This window comes from Myxococcus sp. CA056, from assembly GCF_013336715.1.
In the GTDB taxonomy this organism is placed as follows: Bacteria; Myxococcota; Myxococcia; order Myxococcales; family Myxococcaceae; genus Myxococcus; species Myxococcus llanfairpwllgwyngyllgogerychwyrndrobwllllantysiliogogogochensis.
In genome coordinates this window covers 217,854-235,972 of sequence record NZ_JABUMT010000001.1, presented here as the reverse complement: position 1 = coordinate 235,972, position 18,119 = coordinate 217,854, and the positions used below count along the sequence as shown (strand labels likewise).

General features: G+C 69.8%; 18 protein-coding genes. 13 read left to right on the top strand and 5 right to left on the bottom strand.

Annotated elements, in window-relative coordinates:
• The first annotated feature begins 78 nt into the window (after nt 1–78).
• Together HUA76_RS01015 and HUA76_RS01010 are read left to right on the top strand one after the other, a co-directional pair.
• The gene (locus HUA76_RS01015; RefSeq protein WP_174454561.1) at nt 79–1,380 is read left to right on the top strand and encodes a UDP-glucose/GDP-mannose dehydrogenase family protein; all 1,302 of its coding nucleotides are present in this window, start codon (nt 79–81) and stop codon (nt 1,378–1,380) included.
• On the top strand, nt 1,377–2,567 hold the full coding sequence (locus HUA76_RS01010; RefSeq protein ID WP_174459738.1) for an acyltransferase: 1,191 nt from the start codon (nt 1,377–1,379) through the stop codon (nt 2,565–2,567). Before HUA76_RS01015 ends, HUA76_RS01010 begins: the two co-directional genes overlap by 4 nt.
• A 10-nt stretch (nt 2,568–2,577) precedes the next feature.
• Here HUA76_RS01010 and HUA76_RS01005 read toward each other — a convergent pair whose 3' ends face one another.
• The gene (locus tag HUA76_RS01005; RefSeq protein ID WP_141645546.1) at nt 2,578–2,883 is read right to left on the bottom strand and encodes a hypothetical protein; all 306 of its coding nucleotides are present in this window, start codon (nt 2,881–2,883) and stop codon (nt 2,578–2,580) included.
• 379 nt (nt 2,884–3,262) lie between these two features.
• On the opposite strand from HUA76_RS01005, the gene HUA76_RS01000 reads away from it, so the two are divergent.
• Nucleotides 3,263–5,869 carry an O-antigen ligase family protein gene (locus tag HUA76_RS01000; protein WP_174459737.1) on the top strand — a complete coding sequence of 869 codons (2,607 nt, stop codon included), beginning with the start codon at nt 3,263–3,265 and terminating at the stop codon, nt 5,867–5,869.
• 17 nt (nt 5,870–5,886) lie between these two features.
• Here HUA76_RS01000 and HUA76_RS00995 read toward each other — a convergent pair whose 3' ends face one another.
• Both HUA76_RS00995 and astB read right to left on the bottom strand, forming a co-directional pair.
• Nucleotides 5,887–6,426, bottom strand: coding sequence for a YbaK/EbsC family protein (locus HUA76_RS00995; protein WP_174459736.1), 540 nt, complete (start codon nt 6,424–6,426; stop codon nt 5,887–5,889).
• A 135-nt stretch (nt 6,427–6,561) separates the two neighbouring features.
• Entirely contained in the window at nt 6,562–7,884 is a 1,323-nt protein-coding gene (astB, locus tag HUA76_RS00990) for an N-succinylarginine dihydrolase (RefSeq protein ID WP_174459735.1), read from the bottom strand.
• A 16-nt stretch (nt 7,885–7,900) separates the two neighbouring features.
• Between astB and HUA76_RS00985 the strand changes: the two genes are divergently transcribed.
• The 8 genes from HUA76_RS00985 to hpf all read left to right on the top strand — a co-directional run bounded on the left by HUA76_RS00985 (nt 7,901) and on the right by hpf (nt 15,004).
• Complete coding sequence (locus HUA76_RS00985) at nt 7,901–8,857, top strand: lysophospholipid acyltransferase family protein (protein ID WP_174454566.1); 957 nt, start codon at nt 7,901–7,903, stop codon at nt 8,855–8,857.
• A gap of 21 nt (nt 8,858–8,878) precedes the next feature.
• Entirely contained in the window at nt 8,879–9,427 is a 549-nt protein-coding gene (locus HUA76_RS00980) for a hypothetical protein (RefSeq protein ID WP_174460427.1), read from the top strand.
• Nucleotides 9,420–10,010: an LptA/OstA family protein gene (locus HUA76_RS00975; protein ID WP_174454567.1), complete on the top strand. Its 591-nt coding sequence runs from the start codon at nt 9,420–9,422 to the stop codon at nt 10,008–10,010. The genes HUA76_RS00980 and HUA76_RS00975 overlap by 8 nt, the downstream gene beginning before the upstream one ends.
• A complete protein-coding gene (gene lptB / locus HUA76_RS00970; protein ID WP_141645552.1) occupies nt 10,007–10,750 on the top strand; it encodes an LPS export ABC transporter ATP-binding protein in 744 nt (247 codons plus the stop codon). Before HUA76_RS00975 ends, lptB begins: the two co-directional genes overlap by 4 nt.
• Before the next feature lie 247 nt (nt 10,751–10,997).
• Entirely contained in the window at nt 10,998–12,515 is a 1,518-nt protein-coding gene (gene rpoN, locus HUA76_RS00965; protein ID WP_141645553.1) for an RNA polymerase factor sigma-54, read from the top strand.
• Between the two features lie 57 nt (nt 12,516–12,572).
• Nucleotides 12,573–13,220, top strand: coding sequence for a GNAT family N-acetyltransferase (locus HUA76_RS00960; protein ID WP_174459734.1), 648 nt, complete (start codon nt 12,573–12,575; stop codon nt 13,218–13,220).
• A 95-nt stretch (nt 13,221–13,315) separates the two neighbouring features.
• A complete protein-coding gene (locus tag HUA76_RS00955; RefSeq protein ID WP_174459733.1) occupies nt 13,316–14,083 on the top strand; it encodes a hypothetical protein in 768 nt (255 codons plus the stop codon).
• Nucleotides 14,084–14,332: 249 nt separating this feature from the next.
• On the top strand, nt 14,333–15,004 hold the full coding sequence (gene hpf / locus HUA76_RS00950) for a ribosome hibernation-promoting factor, HPF/YfiA family (protein WP_174459732.1): 672 nt from the start codon (nt 14,333–14,335) through the stop codon (nt 15,002–15,004).
• Nucleotides 15,005–15,314: 310 nt separating this feature from the next.
• On the opposite strand, the gene HUA76_RS00945 is transcribed toward hpf, so the two are convergent.
• Nucleotides 15,315–15,932, bottom strand: coding sequence for a hypothetical protein (locus HUA76_RS00945; protein ID WP_174454572.1), 618 nt, complete (start codon nt 15,930–15,932; stop codon nt 15,315–15,317).
• A gap of 241 nt (nt 15,933–16,173) precedes the next feature.
• Between HUA76_RS00945 and HUA76_RS00940 the strand changes: the two genes are divergently transcribed.
• Both HUA76_RS00940 and HUA76_RS00935 read left to right on the top strand, forming a co-directional pair.
• The gene (locus tag HUA76_RS00940; RefSeq protein ID WP_174454573.1) at nt 16,174–16,635 is read left to right on the top strand and encodes a PTS sugar transporter subunit IIA; all 462 of its coding nucleotides are present in this window, start codon (nt 16,174–16,176) and stop codon (nt 16,633–16,635) included.
• A 27-nt stretch (nt 16,636–16,662) separates the two neighbouring features.
• Nucleotides 16,663–17,508 carry a hypothetical protein gene (locus tag HUA76_RS00935; protein ID WP_141645559.1) on the top strand — a complete coding sequence of 282 codons (846 nt, stop codon included), beginning with the start codon at nt 16,663–16,665 and terminating at the stop codon, nt 17,506–17,508.
• On the opposite strand, the gene dtd is transcribed toward HUA76_RS00935, so the two are convergent.
• On the bottom strand, nt 17,505–17,972 hold the full coding sequence (gene dtd / locus HUA76_RS00930; RefSeq protein WP_141645560.1) for a D-aminoacyl-tRNA deacylase: 468 nt from the start codon (nt 17,970–17,972) through the stop codon (nt 17,505–17,507). The two genes, HUA76_RS00935 and dtd, sit on opposite strands and share 4 nt — an antisense overlap.
• Nucleotides 17,973–18,119 lie beyond the last annotated feature (147 nt).

The window sequence follows — 18,119 nt, the reverse complement described above, 5'->3', positions numbered from 1 at the left end:
CCGGGGACGGGCTTTCTTTCCGAGCGCGTCCCGGCGTATGAGTTCCAGTCAAGACACCTCCCCACTGGGACTCTTTCAATGCGTATCGCCATCATCGGAACGGGCTACGTCGGCCTGGTCGCGGGCACCTGCTTCGCGGACTCGGGCAACGACGTCACGTGCGTGGACATCGACGAGCGGAAGATCCGGATGCTCCAGGCGGGCGAGGTGCCCATCTACGAGCCCGGCCTCGAGGAGCTCATCAAGAAGAACGTCCGCGAGAAGCGCCTGTCCTTCACGCGCGACCTGCCGGAGGCGGTCTCCAACGCGCACGTCGTCTTCATCGCCGTGGGCACGCCCGAGGGTGAGAGCGGCGACGCCGACCTCCAGTACGTGCTGGCCGCCGCCGAGCAGATTGGCAAGGCGATGAAGCAGTACACCGTCGTCGTGGACAAGAGCACCGTGCCGGTGGGCACCGCGGACAAGGTTCGCGACGCCATCCGCAAGGTGACGAGCGTCGAGTTCGACGTCGTCTCCAACCCGGAGTTCCTCAAGGAAGGCGCCGCGCTGGACGACTTCCTCAAGCCGGACCGCGTCGTCATCGGCGTGGACTCCGAGCGCGGCCGCAAGGTCATGGGCGAGCTGTACGCGCCCTTCGTGCGCACCGAGAACCCCGTGCTGTTCATGGACACGCGCTCGGCGGAGCTGACCAAGTACGCCGCCAACGCGATGCTCGCCACGCGCATCTCGTTCATGAACGACATCTCCGCGCTGTGCGAGAAGGTCGGCGCGGACGTGGACTTCGTGCGCAAGGGCCTGGGCTCCGACAAGCGCATCGGCTACCCGTTCCTCTTCCCGGGCGTGGGTTACGGCGGCTCGTGCTTCCCCAAGGACGTGAAGGCGCTGGGTGCCACCGCGCGTGAGTTCGGCCTGGAGCTGGACCTGCTGCGCGCCGTGGAGCGCACCAACGAGCGGCAGAAGAAGCTCCTGGTGAACAAGGCGACCAAGCACTTCGGCGGCTCGCTGGAGGGCAAGAAGTTCGGCGTGTGGGGCCTGGCCTTCAAGCCGAAGACGGACGACATGCGCGAGGCGCCGTCCATCGACGTCATCGAGGGCCTCATCGGCAAGGGCGCGTCGGTGGTGGCGCACGACCCGGTGTCCACGCACACCGCGAAGCGCGTCTTCGGTGACCGCATCCGCTACGCCAGCGTGCCGTACGAGGCGCTGGAGGGCGTGGACGCGCTCTTCGTCGTCACGGAGTGGAACGAGTTCCGCCACCCGGACTTCGAGCGCATGAAGTCGCTGATGAAGGCGCCGGTCATCTTCGACGGCCGCAACGTGTTCGACCCGGTGCGCATCCGCGAGCTGGGCTTCACGTACTACGGCATCGGCCGCCGGTGAGCCGAGGCGGTTCGCTCGATGCCCTGACGGGGCTGCGTTTCTTCGCGGCCCTGCATGTCGTGTTGTTCCACTTCGCGCGCCCGGCCCTGGAGCCGGCGCCGGAGTGGCTGCGGAACTTCGTGGGCGCGGGCTACTCCGCCGTGGGCGTCTTCTTCGTCCTGTCCGGTTTCGTCCTCGCCTGGAACTACCTGGACGTCGACGGGCGGATGGAGACCGGGACGCGCGCCTTCCTCGTCGCCCGTGCCGCCCGCGTCTATCCCGTCTATCTGCTGACCTTCCTGCTGTCCGCGCCGCCCACCGTCCTCGCGTCGGTGGCGGACAACGGCTGGAAGCTCGCCTGCGTGAAGCTCGCGGTGGGCGCGGTGGCGACGCTCGCGCTGGTGCAGGCCTGGGTGCCGCGGCTGACGCTGTACTGGAATCCCCCGGGCTGGTCCGTGGCGGTGGAGGGGTTCTTCTATGCCCTCTTCCCCCGGCTCGCGCGGTGGCTGCCCACGCTGCGTCCCTCGCGGCTGCCCATGTTGATGGGCGCGGTCTGGGTGCTGGGGCTGACGCCGCCGGTGCTCTACCTCGCGCTGCGGCCGGACGGGCCGGGGGCGCTGGACGCGCACTCGGGAGGCGTGTGGCTGTCGGTGGTGAAGTTCACCCCGCTGGCGCGGCTGCCGGAGTTCCTCTTCGGGGTGCTCTTGGGCTGGTGCTTCGTGCGCGAGCGCGCGGCGGGTGGGACGAAGGGCTCGGGCGCGGTGCTGGCTTCAATCGGCGCGGCGCTGCTGGTGGCGGCCGGTGCGGCGGGGGAGTGGATTCCCTATCCGCTGATGCACAACGCGCTGCTGGCGCCCGCGTCGGGGCTGCTGGTGTACGGGCTGGCGCGCGGGGGAGGGTGGCTCGGCTGGGGGCTGTCGCGCCCGCTGGTGGTGCATCTGGGGGCGGCGAGCTACGCGCTGTACCTGCTGCAGTACCCCGCGGGCGAGGCGGCCATGAAGCTGGAGCGCGTGCTGTCGCCCTGGGTGGCCCTCAACACGCCGCTGGGGTGGTTGGGCTCGGTGCTGCTCTTGGCGGTCCCGACGTCCGTGCTGGTGCACCGGTACGTCGAGACGCCGCTTCGCTCCCGGGTGCGCAAGGCGCTTCAGCCCTGGGTGGATGCGGAGGGTGCCGCGGGCGCGGCCCGGACTGGGGTGTCGGGGGCCTGAGCCAGCCGCGTCAGTCGACGCCGCCCGGACGGGCGATGCCGCACTCGCGCTTGCCTTCGGGGGTTTCAATCTTCTTGCAGTCGCAGCCCTCGAGCTTCGCCTCGCAGACGACCTCGTCCTCGGGCGTGGGCTCCACGCGGCTCTCGTCGAGCGAGGCGTTCTGGAGGCACAGCTCCTTCTCCACGGAGTTGATGGAGCAGTCGCACAGCTTCTCGGACAGCTCGCGGCAGGCCCCCTTGCAGCCGGTGAGACCGGACAGGGTGGAGCAGAGGAGGGCGGCGGTGAGGAGGAAGCGGCGCATGGGTGCGGCGAACATGCCAGAAGGTCTTCCGGATGCAAGCCAACTCCGGGCCCGGGCGTGCATGAACGGATGCCGGACAGGCCCGCTCGCTCGTCCTGACTCCCGGGCCTGGGAGGGCCGGCGAGCCGAGGGGCCCCTGCGTCCCGAGGGCAGCGCGGATTTCAACGCCTGACAGAGGGGGCTGGTTCTCCCCCTGGTGCCACCTGACGCCCGCGCCGGTCCTCGACAGCGCCCGAGATGCGGGCCTCGACCGGTGGACCCGCGAGCCCTGTGAGGAATGTGGCCGGGGGCCCACGGGCTTCGAGCTTGCCGGCTCTGTCAGCCGCCAAGCGGGAACCCGGGACGGAAAGAAGAGGCCTCCGAGGCTCGTGTCATACTCTCCGCCCCGCTCCGAATGGCCCCCTCGCATCGCAGCTGCTCCCGGTACACCCGGCTCGCCGAAGTGGCCCTGGCCACTCTTGTCGTGGTGTGTCCGCTGGCGCTCGGCGGCGCGGCGCGGTGGGTGGCCTGGCCGCTGATGGGGCTCGCGGGCGCGGCGGCGCTGCTCGCGGGAATCGGGGCCCGGCGCCAGGGCCAGTCGCTGCGTGTTCCCCTACTGGCCGTGCCCCTGGCGGCGAGCGTGGTGCTGTGCGCGGTGCAACTCGTCCCCCTGCCGGAGGGGGTGCTGCGCGTGCTGAGTCCGGAGGCCGCCGCGCTGCGCGAGTTCGCGCTGGAGCCGCTGGGCCTCACGGGCGCGCGGCCAGTGTCGTTGGACTCCTCGGCCACGTGGCGCGAGCTGTCCAAGCACCTCGCATATCTCATGACCTTCCTCGCCGCGGTCCAGGTGTGTCGGGCCCGGGACAGCCGTCGGCGCCTTCTCGCGGTGGTGGCGTTCAGCGGCGCGGCGGTGGTTGTCGTCGGCCTGGGACATGCGCTGCTCGGCATGCACTCCCTCTTCGGGATGATGCCCTGGGTGCATGCGCGGCCCCCGCTGATGACGTTCTTCGCCAACCCCAACCACCTCGCGGGCTTCCTCGGGCTCGCGGCCTCGGTGGGCGTGGGGCTGGCCCTCACCACGCGGCCTCGCTCGAAAGCGCTGCCCTTCGCGCTGGCGGCGGGCGCCAGTGGCCTCGGGGTGCTGCTGTCGCTCTCGCGCGGGGGCATCGCCTTCTTCCTCTTCGGACAGGCGCTGCTGATGCTGTGGCTGGTGCGTCAGCGCCGCGAGGGCGGCGCGCCCCGATGGGCCCGGAGCACCGCCGCCCTGCTGGGTCTGCTGGCGGTGCTGGCGGTGGGCGCCTACGTCGCGGCGGACTCGCTGTGGGCCGAGGCACGCTCCGCGAACAGCATCGAGAAGCTGAGTCAGTCCAAGGTGGCGCTGTGGCCGATGATGGCGCAAGCCGCGCGAGCCTTCCCCGTGCTGGGCATGGGGCGCGGCGCGTTCGAGGCGGTCTTCCCTCGCTACCAGTCCGAGCCCAACCCGAACACGCTCACGCATCCGGAGAACGCGGTGCTCCAGGCTGCGACGGAGCTGGGCCTCCCAGGGCTGTTGCTGCTGGCCGTGGCGCTCTGGGGCTTCGTGCGGCTGGTGCGCCGCGAGGACCTGGATGCGCTGGAGCTGGCGGTGCTTTCGGGCGTGGCGGCGCTGGGGCTGCATAACCTCTTCGACTTCAGCTGGGAGCTGCCGGCCTGCGCGGTGGCCACGCTGCTCGTGCTGGGCGCGGTGGCCCGGCCTCGGGAGCGCGGCAGGGCAACGGAGGGAGCGCGGCAGGGACTGACGCCATCGCCAGTGTTGCTGGGAGCAAGCGTCGCGCTGACGGCGCTGGGGTTGCTGGCGCTCGTGCCGGGGGCGCACCGTCTGGCGGACGCGGAGGCGGAGCTGGCGGCGCTCGTCAGTGCCCGGGCGCCCGTGGACGTGGTGCATGCCAAGGGCCTGGAGCTCATCGACCGGCACCCCTCGGACTATCTGCTGTATCGGCTGGTGGCCTCGGCCCATGCCTCGCGCGGAGGAGAAGGCGCGGGGGACACGCTGGCCTTCGTCAATCGCGCGCTCTACCTGGCCCCTCGGGATGCCGTGTCCCATCGAGTCGCTGGGCGCGCGCTGCTGGCATTGGGCCGCCGCTCGCAAGGCTTTCTGGAGTACCGGCTGGCGGGCGAGGCGGGTGATGCCGGTGCGCTCCTGGGAGAAGCGGTGCGCCGGGCGCATTCGGTGGAAGAGCTGGCGACGATGACGCCGGACTCGCCGGAGGTGGCGGGCCGACTCATGGACGCGCTGAGCAACACGCCCGGGCGTCAGGAGCTGGCGCTGGTCTACGGGGCCTGGGCCCGGGAGCACTTCGAGGGACGGCACGGCGTGACGGAGCTGTGGACGCGCGAGGCGCGGCTGCGCCTGCTGCGCAAGGAGCTGCTGGAAGCGGAGGCCGCCTGCGCGCAGGTCGAGCGTCGTGAGCCGGAGCGACTGGACACCGCGCTGCTGCGCGCGGAGGTGCTCAAGGGCCGGGGCGAACTCGACGCCTCGCTCGGGGCCGTGGAGGCGCTGCGGGCCCGTCACCCGGGAAACGTGGAGCTGGCCTTCACCCTGGCCTCCTGGCAGTTGGAGGCGGGGCTGACGCGGCGCGCTCGCGAGACGCTCCAGTCGGTGGGCGGCCTCATCTCGGACTACCGCCAGCGGGCGCGGATGCTGTCGATGGAGGCGGACGGCCTGGAGCGTGAGGGGCTGCTGTCTCGCGCGGTGGAGCGACGACAGACGGCGGCGCGACTGGTGCCGAGCGCGGAGGGGTACTTCGCGGTGGCGCGGTTGCAGGAGTCACTGCGTCGCTATGACGCCGCGGCGCGCTCCGTGCGCGAGGGGCTGGGATTGCTACCGCCCGACTCCCGCGAGGCCGCGCGGGCGTGGATGACGCGCCTGGAGTCCGCCGAGCGCACCCGGGTGGACACCCGTCGCAAGGAGTTGATGGACGACCCGAGGGCCCAGGAGCTGGAGCACCTGTTGGGAGGGCCGAGAGAGCCGCCCGTGGAGCCCTAGCGTCCACGGACGGCGCGTCATGCGGGCATCGGTGCTTCCTGCTCCATCAGCAGCGGAGTGATGGGAATCACCGACGGGACGGGTTGCTGCAGTCCCTCGTGGATGAACGAGGCCACCAGCGGCCACTCCAGCGTGGCGAAGTCCTGGAAGCGCATCTCCAGGGCCTCCTCGTGAGAGCCGGCGCGGATGAGCAGGTGCTCCGTCAGGCTGAGCGTCTCGTCCACCGCCACCGGGAGCCCGTACATCTCGCCGAAGGGTGGCTCGGCCCCCAGCTCGCAGTCCGGGAAGTGGTCGGAGAACTCCCGCTCCGTGGCGAGCCTCGCCGTGCGACAGCCCAGAAGCTCCCGGACGCGTTCCATGTTCACGGTGCCCGCGGCGGGCACGACGAAAATCCACGGCTGTCGGTCCGCCATGACGATGACGGACTTGGCCACGCGCCAGCCCGAGACATGGAGCGCCTGGGCCAGCTCCTGTGCTGTGACGGCACGCGGGTGCCAGTAGCGCTCATAGAAGACGCGGTTGCGTTGCAGATAGTGCTGGATGGATGCCGGAATCACGGGGCGTCACCTCCTTGATGGAAAGGTGCTCACCCCGACGGTTCCGACCACCACACCCCACGCCCCTCGGCACCATGGCCGTCCGAGGGGCGCCCGCTGACTCGTCACTGGAGCAGGCGAGCGGGCTTCCGCCCCTCACTGCTGGAAGTCGTAGACGCTTCCCAGCTTGAGGATGCGTGTGAGCTCATCCAGCGCGGTCATCGTCTCACGCGCCAGCTGCGGGTCCTGCAGGTCGCGCGGGCGCAGCACCTCGCGGTAGTGGCGGCGCACCCATGCGGCCAGGGACTCGTGGAGGGCGGGCGTGTAGAAGACGTCGGCGTCGATGGCCCGGCGCTCGGTGTCCGTCAGCCACACGCGCTGGCGCAGGCACGCGGGGCCTCCACCGTTGTTCATGGACTGGCGCACGTCCAGGTAGTGCACGGCCTTCACCGGGGTGTCCTCGGCGAGGATGCGCTCCAGGAAGCCGCGCGCGGCGGGCGTCTCGCGGCTCTCCACCGGAGCCACAATCGCCATCGTCCCATCCGGCAGCGTCAGCACCTGCGAGTTGAACGGGTACGCCTTCACCGCGTCCTTGGGCGGCAGCTCCGCGCTGCTGGCCACCACCGCGCGGAAGTCCGGTCCCAGCTTCTCGCGCAGCACCTGGAGCAGGCCCGGGTAATCCACGAACGCCAGCTCGTGCAGCATGAGGAAGCGCTCGTTGCCCACCGCGAGCACGTCCGTGTGGAAGGCGCCCGCGTCGATGCCATCCGGGTGTTGCTGCGGGAAGAGCACGCAGCGCGCGTCCAACTGGTGCAGCCGCGCCAGCGCCTGGCTCGACTCCAGCGTCTGCCGGGCGGGGAAGCGCTTGGGGCCGGGGACGTCCTGCCACGCGCTGCGCCCCCAGGCGAGCAGGTGCACGCCTGGGTGTCCCGGAGTGGCCAGCCGTGTGTGGTTGGCCGCGCCCTCGTCCGCGAAGTGGCTGCCGGGCGGCAGCGGCGCATGCACCGCGAAGTGCTTCTCGTTGGCGAAGATGGCGCGCAGCACCGAGTGCGTCGTCTCCGCCTCCAGCGCGCGGTGGAACATCTGCGACAGGTTGGCGGGCGTCAGGTGGACGCGCCCGTCGGCCGTGTCCGTGCTCGGCGCCACGGTGGCGGCGTTGGCCGTCCACATGGAGGAAGCGCTGGAGGTGAGCCGCAGCAGGTGCTCGCCCTCGCGCGCGGCGCGGGTGATGACCTCCTCGTCCGTGCCGGTGAAGCCCAGGGCGCGCAGGGCGCGCAGCGAGGGGCGCGGCTGGGGAGGCAGCACCGCCTGGCCCACCCCCAGGCTGGAGACGAAGCGCATCTTCTCCAGGCCTTGGAGCGCGGCTTCGCGGGGATGGCTCGGCTCTCCGACATGGCTCTGCGACGCCAGGTTACCGGGCGACAGGCCAGCGTAGTTGTGAGTAGGACCGACGAGCCCGTCGAAGTTGTATTCGCGCATGGGGTATGGAGCGACTGTGGAGCATCCCCCCTTAGCAAAGCGCCTGAAACGTTTCCTCCGGTACCTGCTCATCCGCAGCGTCCTGTTGTGCCTTCAACCCCTCCCCCTGGGTTGGGCCCGGGCCCTGGGCTTCCGCCTGGGCGGACTTGCCTACACGCTGGCCGGTGGGGAGCGTCGCAAGGCCTTGAAGTCCCTGACCGTGGCCTTCCCGGAAAAGTCCGACGCGGAGCGGCAGGCCCTGGGCCGCGCCTCCTTCCGGCACCTGGGCGCCGCGGCGCTGGAGGTGGCCTGTACGGGCGCGCTGGACCGGGGGCTGGAAGAGCTGGTGGCCTGGCCGGACGCGGACCGGGCCGTGCTGGACGCGGCCCTGGCGAAAGGCAAGGGCGTGGTCTTCATCACCGGCCACGTGGGCAACTGGGAGCTGCTCGCCCGCCGAGTGGCCCGCGCGGGCTACCCCAGCCAGAGCATCGCGAAGGAGACCACCGACCCCCGGCTCACCGTGTTGGTGGAGCGCTTCCGGGCCCGGGGCGGGGTGCGCAGCATCTGGCGCGGTCAGGACGGGGCGGCGCGGGCCATGCTGCGCGCGCTGCGTGCCGGGGAAATCCTGGGCCTGCTCATCGACCAGGACACGAAGGTGCAGTCGCTCTTCGTGCCCTTCTTCGGGGAGCTGGCGGCCACGCCCCGCGCGCCGGCGGACCTGGCGGTGCGCACGGGCGCGGCGGTGGTGACGGGCTTCTGCCACCGCGTGGAGGGTGGGGGCTACCGGCTGTCGATGGAGGAGGTGCCCGTGCCCGTGAGCGAGGACCGCGAAGTCGCGGCGCTGGAGCTCACCCAGGCCCTGTCGGCGCGCATCGAAGCGGCCATCCGGCGCACCCCCGAGCAGTGGGTGTGGATGCACCAGCGCTGGAAGACGCGCCCTCCGGTGGCCCCCCAGCCCGTGCTCGCCGAGGCGGCGCACGCCACCGCCCGGTGATAGAAGGCACCCGTGCCGCGCCTGTCCGTCCGACTCCTCGCCGCCTGCCTGCTCGTCGCCGCGTGCTCTCCGCGCCGCCCGGCGGAGGCGCCCCCACAGCAGCCTCCGCCCCAGGTGGTGCTCCATGGGGCGCGCCTGATGTCCTACGAGGGCGAGCGCCTCACGCTGTCGGGTGAGGCCGAGCAGCTGACGTACCAGCGCGCGGGGGGCGACGTGCAGGCCTCCAACGCGACGCTGCGCATCCCCCCGGGCAGCGCCGAGGAGGGCATGTCGGTGGGCACCGCCGCGGGCATGGACATCAGCGCCCCGAATATGGAGGGCAGCCTCGCGTCCAAGCAGCTGGTGGCCTCCGGAGGCGTGGTGGTGCGCACGGGTGAAGGCATGGTGGTGAACACTCCCCGGTTGACCTACGACGCCATCCAGAAGGGCGCGCATGGCAACGAGGGCGTGCAGGTGCGAGGGCCGGCGTACCGGTTGCGGGCGGACCGTTTCTCACTGTCCTTCCCGGATGAGACATTCAACTTCGAAGGCTCGGTGGAGACCGTGCTGGGAGCGGCTGAGCGTGATTGAGTTCCTCGTGATGGCCTTCTTCGTGGCGCAGCCCCTGCCCGCGGCCGCGGCCACGCCCGTCGATGGCGGGACGCCTCCGGTGGCCGATGCCGGCACCGCGAGCCCAGGCCCGAACCCGCTGGGCCCGGTGGACCTGAAGGAGCCGGTTCAAATCAACGCCGACCTCATCGAGGGCGGCAAGTCGCAGGCGACGCTCACCGGCAACGTGAAGGTGAAGCACCGCACCCTGGATTTGAAGTGCGACCGGATGATTGCCTACTTCGCGGAGACCCGCGTGGTGACGCGTGTGGTGTGCACGGGCGGAGTGCACGCGGTGGATGGCGACCGCATGGCCCGGGGTGAGCGCGCCGAGTACGACGTGGCCAGCGGAGTCCTGGTCGTCACGGGCACGCCCGAGGCGCGCCAGGGGACGACGTACATGCGCGGGACGAAGGTGCGCCTCACGTTGGGGAGCGAGCGGCTCGACGTGGAGAACGCCGTCATCATCTTCGAGTCCCCGCCGTCGGCCCCCGCGCCCGCACGGCGGAAGGCCGCGCCCGCTCGCACCACGCCCGCGCAGCCGCAGGAGGCGAAGCCGCGATGAGCGACGGGAAGCTGCACGCCGATGGCCTGAAGAAGGCCTATCGCGGGCGCCAGGTCGTCAACGGCGTCTCCTTCACCGTGGCCCCGGGCGAAGTGGTGGGCCTCTTGGGCCCCAACGGCGCCGGCAAGACGACGAGCTTCAACATGGTGGTGGGCCTGGTGACGCCCGACGCGGGCCGCGTGCGCGTGGGCGACGAGGACCTCACGCACCTGCCCATGCACCGCCGCGCCCGCCGGGGCGTGGGCTATCTGCCCCAGGAAGCCTCCGTCTTCCGCAAGCTCACCGTGCGCGACAACTTCCTGTCCGTGCTGGAGCTCCAGAAGGGCCTGGACAAGCGCGCCCGCGAGACACGCGCCAACGCCATCCTGGAGGAGTTCGGCCTCACCCACGTCTCCGAGTCCCTGGGCGGCACCCTTTCCGGTGGCGAGCGCCGCCGCGCGGAGATTGCCCGGAGCCTGTTGCCCGAGCCCCGCTTCATCCTCTTCGACGAGCCCTTCGCCGGCGTGGACCCCATCAACGTCGGTGATTTGCAGCGGCAGATATTCCTGCTCCGGGAGCGCGGACTGGGCGTCCTCATCACCGACCACAACGTCCAGGACACCCTGGGCATCTGCGATCGCGCCTACATCATCACACAGGGGCAGATCCTCGAAGAGGGGACACCCGCCGAGATTGCCGCCTCTCCCCGGGCCCGAGCCGTCTACCTGGGAGAACGGTTCCGTCTCCAGCAGCCCTTGTGAGGACGACTGGCCTTCGGCCAACCGAATGCATAGACTGCGTTGGCCCCGCTTTTGCGTCGACAGGTCAACACGGTCGAGTCACGCCCAGTGCGTGTAAGCTCTTGGTTTCCTTGTGGAATTTTGAATATGCAAGCAAGGGACCACGATTGCGCCACTAGACGTCGTCAGGGTGCCTTGTTACGTTGGCACGGTCTTTGATTGGTCCCGTGTTGTGTAGGGACTGAATCACTCGGGGAGACCCTGTCTCATGGCGATGGAACTCAAACAAAGCCTGAAGCTTGCGCAGCAGCTGGTGATGACGCCCCAGCTGCAGCAGGCCATCAAGCTGCTTCAGCTCTCCCGCATGGAGCTGTTGGAGCAGGTCCGCGAGGAGATGGATCAGAATCCACTCCTGGAGCAGCCGGACGAGCAGGCACCGGGCGACGTGGGGGACAAGGAGCCCGGGGAAGCGTCGCTGGAGGCGGACAACGTCGAGATGCCGCGCGACGGGGACATGCCGGCGGCCACGAGCGACACGGCCACGGAGTTCAAGGCGGACGGCGACGGCCCGCCGGAAATCGACTGGGAGGCGTACCTCAACAGCTACCAGTTCAACGAGCAGACCACCGCCTCCAACAAGGGGAACGTGGCCACGGACGACCTGCCGTCGTTCGAGGCCAACCTCGTCAAGAAGGAGGACCTGGTCGACCAGCTCCAGGAGCAGCTTGGCACGCTGCGCCTGAACGACGCCGAGCGCCGCGTCGCCATGCTCATCCTCGGCAACCTGGATGACGACGGCTACCTGAAGCTGCCGGACGTGGAGGGCGACCCGCTCATCCGCCTGTGCAACGAGGCGGACGTGCCCATGCACGTGGCCGAGCGCACCCTGCGGCGCATCCAGATGCTGGAGCCCCGGGGCTGCGGCGCGCGTGATTTGCAGGAGTGTCTGCTCATCCAGTTGCAGGGGATGAAGGAGCCGCACGCGCCGCTCCTGGGCCTCATCATCAAGCGGCACATGAAGTACCTGGAGAGCAAGAACCTGCCGGCCATCGCCAAGGACCTGAAGGTCACCTTGGAAGAGGTGGTGGAGGCGGTGAAGCTGCTCCCCAAGCTGGACCCCAAGCCGGGCCGCAACTTCAGCGGCGACGACGCGCAGTACATCACCCCCGACGTGTTCGTTTACAAGATGGGGGAAGAGTACACGGTGGTGCTCAACGATGACGGCCTGTCCAAGCTGCGCATCTCCGGCACCTATCGGAACGCGCTGAAGACGGGCGCGGTGGGCCCTGGCCAGACGAAGGACTTCATCCAGGACAAGCTGCGCAGCGCGGTGTGGCTCATCCGCTCCATCCACCAGCGGCAGCGGACCATCTACAAAGTCACCGAGAGCATCGTGAAGTTCCAGAAGGACTTCCTGGACAAGGGCATCGCGCACTTGAAGCCGCTCATCCTCCGGGACGTGGCCGAGGACATCGGCATGCACGAGTCCACGGTGAGCCGCGTGACGACGAGCAAGTACGTGCACACGCCGCAGGGCATCTTCGAGCTGAAGTACTTCTTCAACTCGTCCATCTCCCGCGTGTCCGGCGAGGACACCGCGAGCGAGGCGGTGAAGCACCACATCAAGCAGCTCGTGTCGCAAGAGGACGCGCGCAACCCGTACTCGGACCAGAAGATCGTGGAGCTCCTGCGCTCGCAGGGCACCGAAATCGCGCGCCGCACGGTGGCCAAGTACCGCGAGGTGCTGGGCATCCTCCCGAGCAGCAAGCGCAAGCGGTACTACTGAGTCCGCGACAAGTGGCTCTTTCCCCCGGCTCTCCGGGGGATGAGATTCAGGGGCGCCATGAGCGCCCCTTTTTCTTTCCCCTCCGATGCCGACGCCCCTCGCCGGGCGCTTTTGCCCCTCGTCGTGCCGCCCGTCGTCCTGGAGGGGCGCACGGTGCGCCTGGAGCCCATGGCGCTCGAGCACGCCCCGGCCCTGGCCGCGCTGTGCGAGGACGACATCTTCACCCACTTCTCGGTGGTGCTGCGCACCCAGGAGGACGTGGAGCGCTACATCACCCGGGCGCTCGGGGCGGCGGAGCGGGGCACGGAACGCCCGTTCGTCATCGTGGAGCGCGAGACGGGGGAGGTCCTGGGCACCACCAGCTACCTGGACATCCAGCGAGAGCACCGGACGCTGGAGATTGGCTGGACGTGGCTGGGCCGCCGGGCGTGGCGCACGCGCGTGAATACCGAGTGCAAGTACCTGCTGCTGTGCCTGGCCTTCGAGACGCTCGGAGTCATGCGCGTGCAGCTCAAGACGGACCGGCGCAACGCGCGCTCTCGCGCGGCGATTGAGCGGATGGGCGCGAAGTTCGAGGGCATCCTCCGCAACCACGTCCTGGTGCGCGGCGGGGTGGTGCGCGACAGCGCGTACTACGGCGTCATCGACACGGAGTGGCCGGAAGTGAAAGCTCGGCTGGAGGGCTTCCTCCAGCAAGCGGGCTAGCGGACAGGCGGGCGTGCGCGGGGGTGGGAAAGGTGACGGCCCGGCGCCGTTCTGCTCCCAGTCCCCAGGGGTGGCGGGTATAGGGTGCGGCCTGTATGCACTCTTCCTCTCGTTTCCCTGGTGGCGCGGTATCGGGAGTCCTTGTCGCGCTCGGACTGCTGGCGGGCTGTGGTGACTCCCTCACCACCGAGTCGGTGGACCTCGTGGCGCTCGCGGACCGCACGCTGACGTACTCGCACGCGGACGTGGACCTGTTCGAAGTGGAGCAGGCCCCGGGCTCCCACCGCGTCACCGTGACATTTTCCCAGGCGGGTGGAGACCGCTGCACCCGCCTGAATGACGGCGCCACCGCGACGTTCAACGGCCAGGCCATGCTCCTGGAGCAGGGCGGCGTCGATGCCACGGCGGGCCGCGACGTGTGCCTGCCCACGCGGGTCTTCTACGAGTTCGACCCCGATGCCTGGGCGGCGATGGGCCCGACGGACGCGCGCGTCGTCATCCAGGATGCGAGCCACACCGTCGTCCTCACGATGAAGGAGGGCCAGGCGAAGCGCTCCTTCACGGGGCCGACGATGCGACTGCTGCGGGGACAGACGTACTCGTTCCAGTGGAACCCGACGACCGAGTCGCTCAACGCCGCCGCCGCCACGCTCCTGCCCGAGGGCGGCACCGTCACCGCGGGGATGGCCGTCACGCGCGAGGGGGGAAAAATCACCTTCACCGTGCCCGGCCAGCTGGGCGCGGCCACGCATCTCTTGACCTTGAGCGGCACCGTCCAGGGCGAGGTGGTGGAGTGCCAGGGAGTGGCTGCCTGCAGGGGCACCTACTTCCACTCGCAGGAGCAGGTGGTTTCGGTGCAGTGAGCAGGCTGCTCGCCTGAGCCCGTGTCTCACGATACCCGGCTTGAGACACACGGCGTGGCGCAGCGCGTGATTCCGAGGGGTTGAAGAGTCTGGTGCCCCGCATGAATGCGGGCCAGCGACGCCGGGTTGTCAGCCCCCGGACGCGTGGTGCGCTCGGGAAGAGGCAACGTGGGGAGACGGGTTGCTTTCCCGAGGTCAGAAGTTTCTGATCTGTCACGCAGCTCCCCTCACCCTAGGAGGCAGCCACGCATGCAGTTCAACATCACCTTCCGTCAGTTCGGGGCGTCGGATTCCCTTAAAGAATACGCACGCGAGAAGGTCGAGCGGGTGAACAAGCTGTTGGACAGAGCAGGAGAGGCACACGTCGTCTTGTCACTGGAGCGTTACCTCCACCACGCGGACATCACCATCCAATCCGGCGCCTGGGTGCTGCGCGGGCGGGAGAAGAGCGATGACATGTACGCGTCCATCGACCTGGCGATGGACAAAATCGAGCGCCAGCTGCGCCGCTACCGCGACAAGCTGAAGATGCATCACGGTCGAGATCGCGTCCATCACCGCCAGGACCTGGTGAACAGCCTGAAGGTGCGTCACGCCGTCTTCGAGGTGCCAGAAGCGGAGGAGCTGGCCGTCATCGCCGCGACGTCCACGTCGGAGCCGTCCACGACGATGAAGGCCGCGGACCCCGTGGACACGGCCGCCAGCGCCGCGACGCGCGTGGTGCGCGCCACCCAGCTCACCGTCAAGCAGCTGTCGGTGGATGAGGCGGTGATGCAGATGAACCTCATGGACAACGACTTCTACGTCTTCCACAACGTGGAGTCGGACGCGCTGGGCATCGTCTACCGGCGCAAGGATGGCCAGTACGGCCTCATTGAACCCCACGAGCCGCCGGCCCTGGCCGTCGCCGCGGGGACCTGAGCCCGCCCGCCGTCACAGTCCGGTCTGGAAGAGTCGCGCTCCGCCACCCCCCTCGAGGAGGCGGAGCGCGAACACCCCCGTCCGGTGTGGGACGGGGGCGTTGCCGTTCCTTCATGGATGCCGCATCCGGTGCCCGTGGTCGGCCACGTGCACCAGTGTCCCCCCAGCCACCCGGAATGGCGGCTGGCGCATCCATCGCCAGGAACGACGGCGCGCTCGGCGCATATCGGTCCGAAAAAAGACGGCGCGCTCCACCTCTCCCCCGAAAGGTGGAACGCGCCCGGTGGTGCCTGCTGGGCCGAGGCCCCCTTCAGTAGAACTTCTTGCAGGAGTCGGCCTTCTGCTCGTTGCGCGCGTCGCCGCCCGACAGGCTGGAGATGGTCATCGAGGTCGTGACGAGGGGCGCCCGGGTGTTGACGAGCGCCAGCGTCATCAGCGCGGCCCGCTCGCCCAGGGGGCGCTGGTGGAGCGTCGCGGGGAAGGCCAGGGTGACGTCCTTCTCCAGCGCGCTGCCGCACTCGCGCACCCCCGTCAGGGTGTCACCCTCGCGCTTCAGGACGTAGGCGCAGGGCCCCACGCGTCCGTGCAGGTACGTGCCGTCCTCCGTGAGGTCCACCGTCATTCCGCCGAAGGTGCCCCAGACGCGGGTGTCATCCCCCTCCGCCAGCTCCAGCCGAGTCGCCCGGTAGCCCACCGAGCCCGTCATCTTCTGGTAGTCCCATTCGAGCGACACGGGGTCGCGACGGTAGCGGCCGTGCATGGCGTTCTCGGTGATGCTCAGCGTGGAGCTGGGCCCGGTGATGGCGCCGCCTTCCAGGCGCAGGGACTCCTCGGCGGCGTCTCCCAGGGCCACGCCCCGCGCGGTGGTGGCGCAGCCGGTGGTCAGCGCCGAGATGAGGACAAGGCTCGAGCACAGCGTTCGCTTCATGGCGGTCGCTCTCTTCCTGATTCAGTTTCAGTGTGGAGGGTTCACGGCGGAAAACGGTCGCCTGGGCGGCGCATATCGCCCCAGGGGACGACTGGGGAGGGTGGCATGAGGGCGACCCAAGGCCCCCCGGGCCCTGACGCGCAGTGAGCGGCCGTGGGGCCAGGACGACAGGCGACCCTTGCGCGAATCGAGGGTGAGGAGTAATTGCCGCCATCTCAGGAGCGCCAGCGCGGGAGCGTCAGTGAGAATCGCCGAGTTCCTCAGCCCCCAAGCCGTCATCGCGGACATGCAGTCGCGGACGAAGCCGGAGGTGTTGCGCGAGCTGAGCGCCACGTTGGTGCGAGCCCACCCCCTGCTTCAGGAAGACCGGCTGGTGGAGGTGCTGCGCGAGCGCGAGAAGCTGGGCAGCACCGGCATCGGCGAGGGCGTGGCCATCCCCCACGGCAAGCTGCCGGGCATGACGCAGCTCCAGGCGGCCTTCGGCGTGTCCCGGGCGGGCGTGGACTTCGAGGCCATCGACGGGAAGGCCACCCACCTGTTCTTCGCGCTGGTGGCCCCCGAGAACAGCGCGGGCGTGCACCTCAAGGCGCTGGCCCGCATCTCCCGCCTCTTCAAGAATCCCCGCTTCCGGGCCTCCATCCTGGAAGCGCCCACGGCCGCGGACATCCACGCGCTCATCATCCAGGAAGACGCACGGCCCTGAAGTGCCGTGTCCCAACGGGGGGACCCCATGGACGTGGTGTTGCGGCCCATCAACGACCGGTTCTTCCACGAGCAGGTGCTCCCGTTCCTCTCGCGCGCCATGGGCGACGCGAGCGGGGCCCTGGAGTCGCTGCTGGAGACGCTGGGGGACGGGCAGGCGCGGATGCTGTGCGAGCGGATGCTGGCCACGGCGGTGCCCGGGGGCCTGGGCTCCGTGGACGCCGACCCCTGGTCGGACCTGGTGGACCGGCTCGCCTTCCTTCCCTGGAAGGAGGGCCCCACGGGCTGGGAGGTGGGCGCGCAGCACGCCGGCTACGCGGACGCCTGGGACGAGGCGCTGCACCTGTCGCTGATGCTGGAGGAGCCCAACTACCCGTATTGGGACTCGAAGGGCGCCCGCGAGGTGCGCGACGGCTTCCGCTTCAGGCCCCTGGCGGACATGGGGCTGGCCTCGCTCCTGGCGGGACACTGGGACCCGTTCCCGGAGTTCCCTCCGGACCGCGTCTTCGTCACCCAGGGCCGGGGCGAGTATTTCCCCACCGAGCGCTTCGCCTTCGCCGACTGGGCCTGGCGCCCGGCCCGCGCGGTGGCGCACTGGCAGGTGAACCTGCCGCGCAAGCTGGAGCGGCTCATCGCCCGCGAGCAGGAGCGCATGAGGCTGCCGTCGCTGCCGGAGAAGGACGAGGTGCTCGGCTACTGGCTGGGCAAGCTGCCTCAGCCTCCGCCGCTGACCGTCGCCTTCTCCGGGCTGGGGCCGCGCGCGGCCAGCTGGATTCGGGAGCTGGGCGCGCTCACCACGCACATCCGCCAGGCGGCGATGGCCAGGCAGGGCCTGGCCGCGCTTGTCACCAAGGGCAGCACCGTCCGCGTCTAGGGTCTGGGTGGCGCCGGAGCCGGAACCGGGCTGTCCAGGATGAGGGTGACGGGCCCGTCGTTGACGAGCGCGACCTTCATGTCGGCCGCGAAGATGCCGGTGCCCACGGTGAGGCCGCGCTGGCGGAGGCCCTCGCAGGCGCGCTCGTACAGGGCCTTGGCGACGGCGGGCTCCATGGCGTCGATGAAGCTGGGGCGCCGGCCCTTGCGCGCGTCTCCGTAGAGGGTGAACTGGCTGACGACGATGAGCTGACGGGAGGTGTCCTCCAGGGACAGGTTCATCTTCCCGGCGGCGTCCTCGAAGATTCGCAAGCTGGCGAGTTTCTCCACCATCCACGCGACGTCCGCTTCCGTATCGCCCTTGCCCACGCCCAGGAGCACCAGCAGGCCGGGGCCCATGTCACTCACCCGTTGCCCGTCCACCGTCACCGAGGCCTCCAGCACCCGCTGCACCACCGCTCTCATCGAAGTTTCCTCCAGGGCTGTCAGGGGCACCCCTCATGATGCGCCCAGGCTTTATCGGCATCTTGGGCGCTGAGAGGACCGCAGTGAAAAGAAGTCCACATGTGAGGGGTGCCAATTTCCACTTGGCGGTAGAGCGAGCGCCCAACC

Coding starts and splice junctions, on each gene's coding strand:
- HUA76_RS01015 (WP_174454561.1), top strand. CDS start 79: ATGCGTATCGCCATCATCGGAACGGGCTACGTCGGCCTGGTCGCGGGC.
- HUA76_RS01005 (WP_141645546.1), bottom strand. CDS start 2,883: ATGTTCGCCGCACCCATGCGCCGCTTCCTCCTCACCGCCGCCCTCCTC.
- HUA76_RS01000 (WP_174459737.1), top strand. CDS start 3,263: ATGGCCCCCTCGCATCGCAGCTGCTCCCGGTACACCCGGCTCGCCGAA.
- astB (WP_174459735.1), bottom strand. CDS start 7,884: ATGCGCGAATACAACTTCGACGGGCTCGTCGGTCCTACTCACAACTAC.
- lptB (WP_141645552.1), top strand. CDS start 10,007: ATGAGCGACGGGAAGCTGCACGCCGATGGCCTGAAGAAGGCCTATCGC.
- rpoN (WP_141645553.1), top strand. CDS start 10,998: ATGGCGATGGAACTCAAACAAAGCCTGAAGCTTGCGCAGCAGCTGGTG.
- HUA76_RS00960 (WP_174459734.1), top strand. CDS start 12,573: ATGAGCGCCCCTTTTTCTTTCCCCTCCGATGCCGACGCCCCTCGCCGG.
- HUA76_RS00955 (WP_174459733.1), top strand. CDS start 13,316: ATGCACTCTTCCTCTCGTTTCCCTGGTGGCGCGGTATCGGGAGTCCTT.
- hpf (WP_174459732.1), top strand. CDS start 14,333: ATGCAGTTCAACATCACCTTCCGTCAGTTCGGGGCGTCGGATTCCCTT.
- HUA76_RS00945 (WP_174454572.1), bottom strand. CDS start 15,932: ATGAAGCGAACGCTGTGCTCGAGCCTTGTCCTCATCTCGGCGCTGACC.
- HUA76_RS00935 (WP_141645559.1), top strand. CDS start 16,663: ATGGACGTGGTGTTGCGGCCCATCAACGACCGGTTCTTCCACGAGCAG.
- dtd (WP_141645560.1), bottom strand. CDS start 17,972: ATGAGAGCGGTGGTGCAGCGGGTGCTGGAGGCCTCGGTGACGGTGGAC.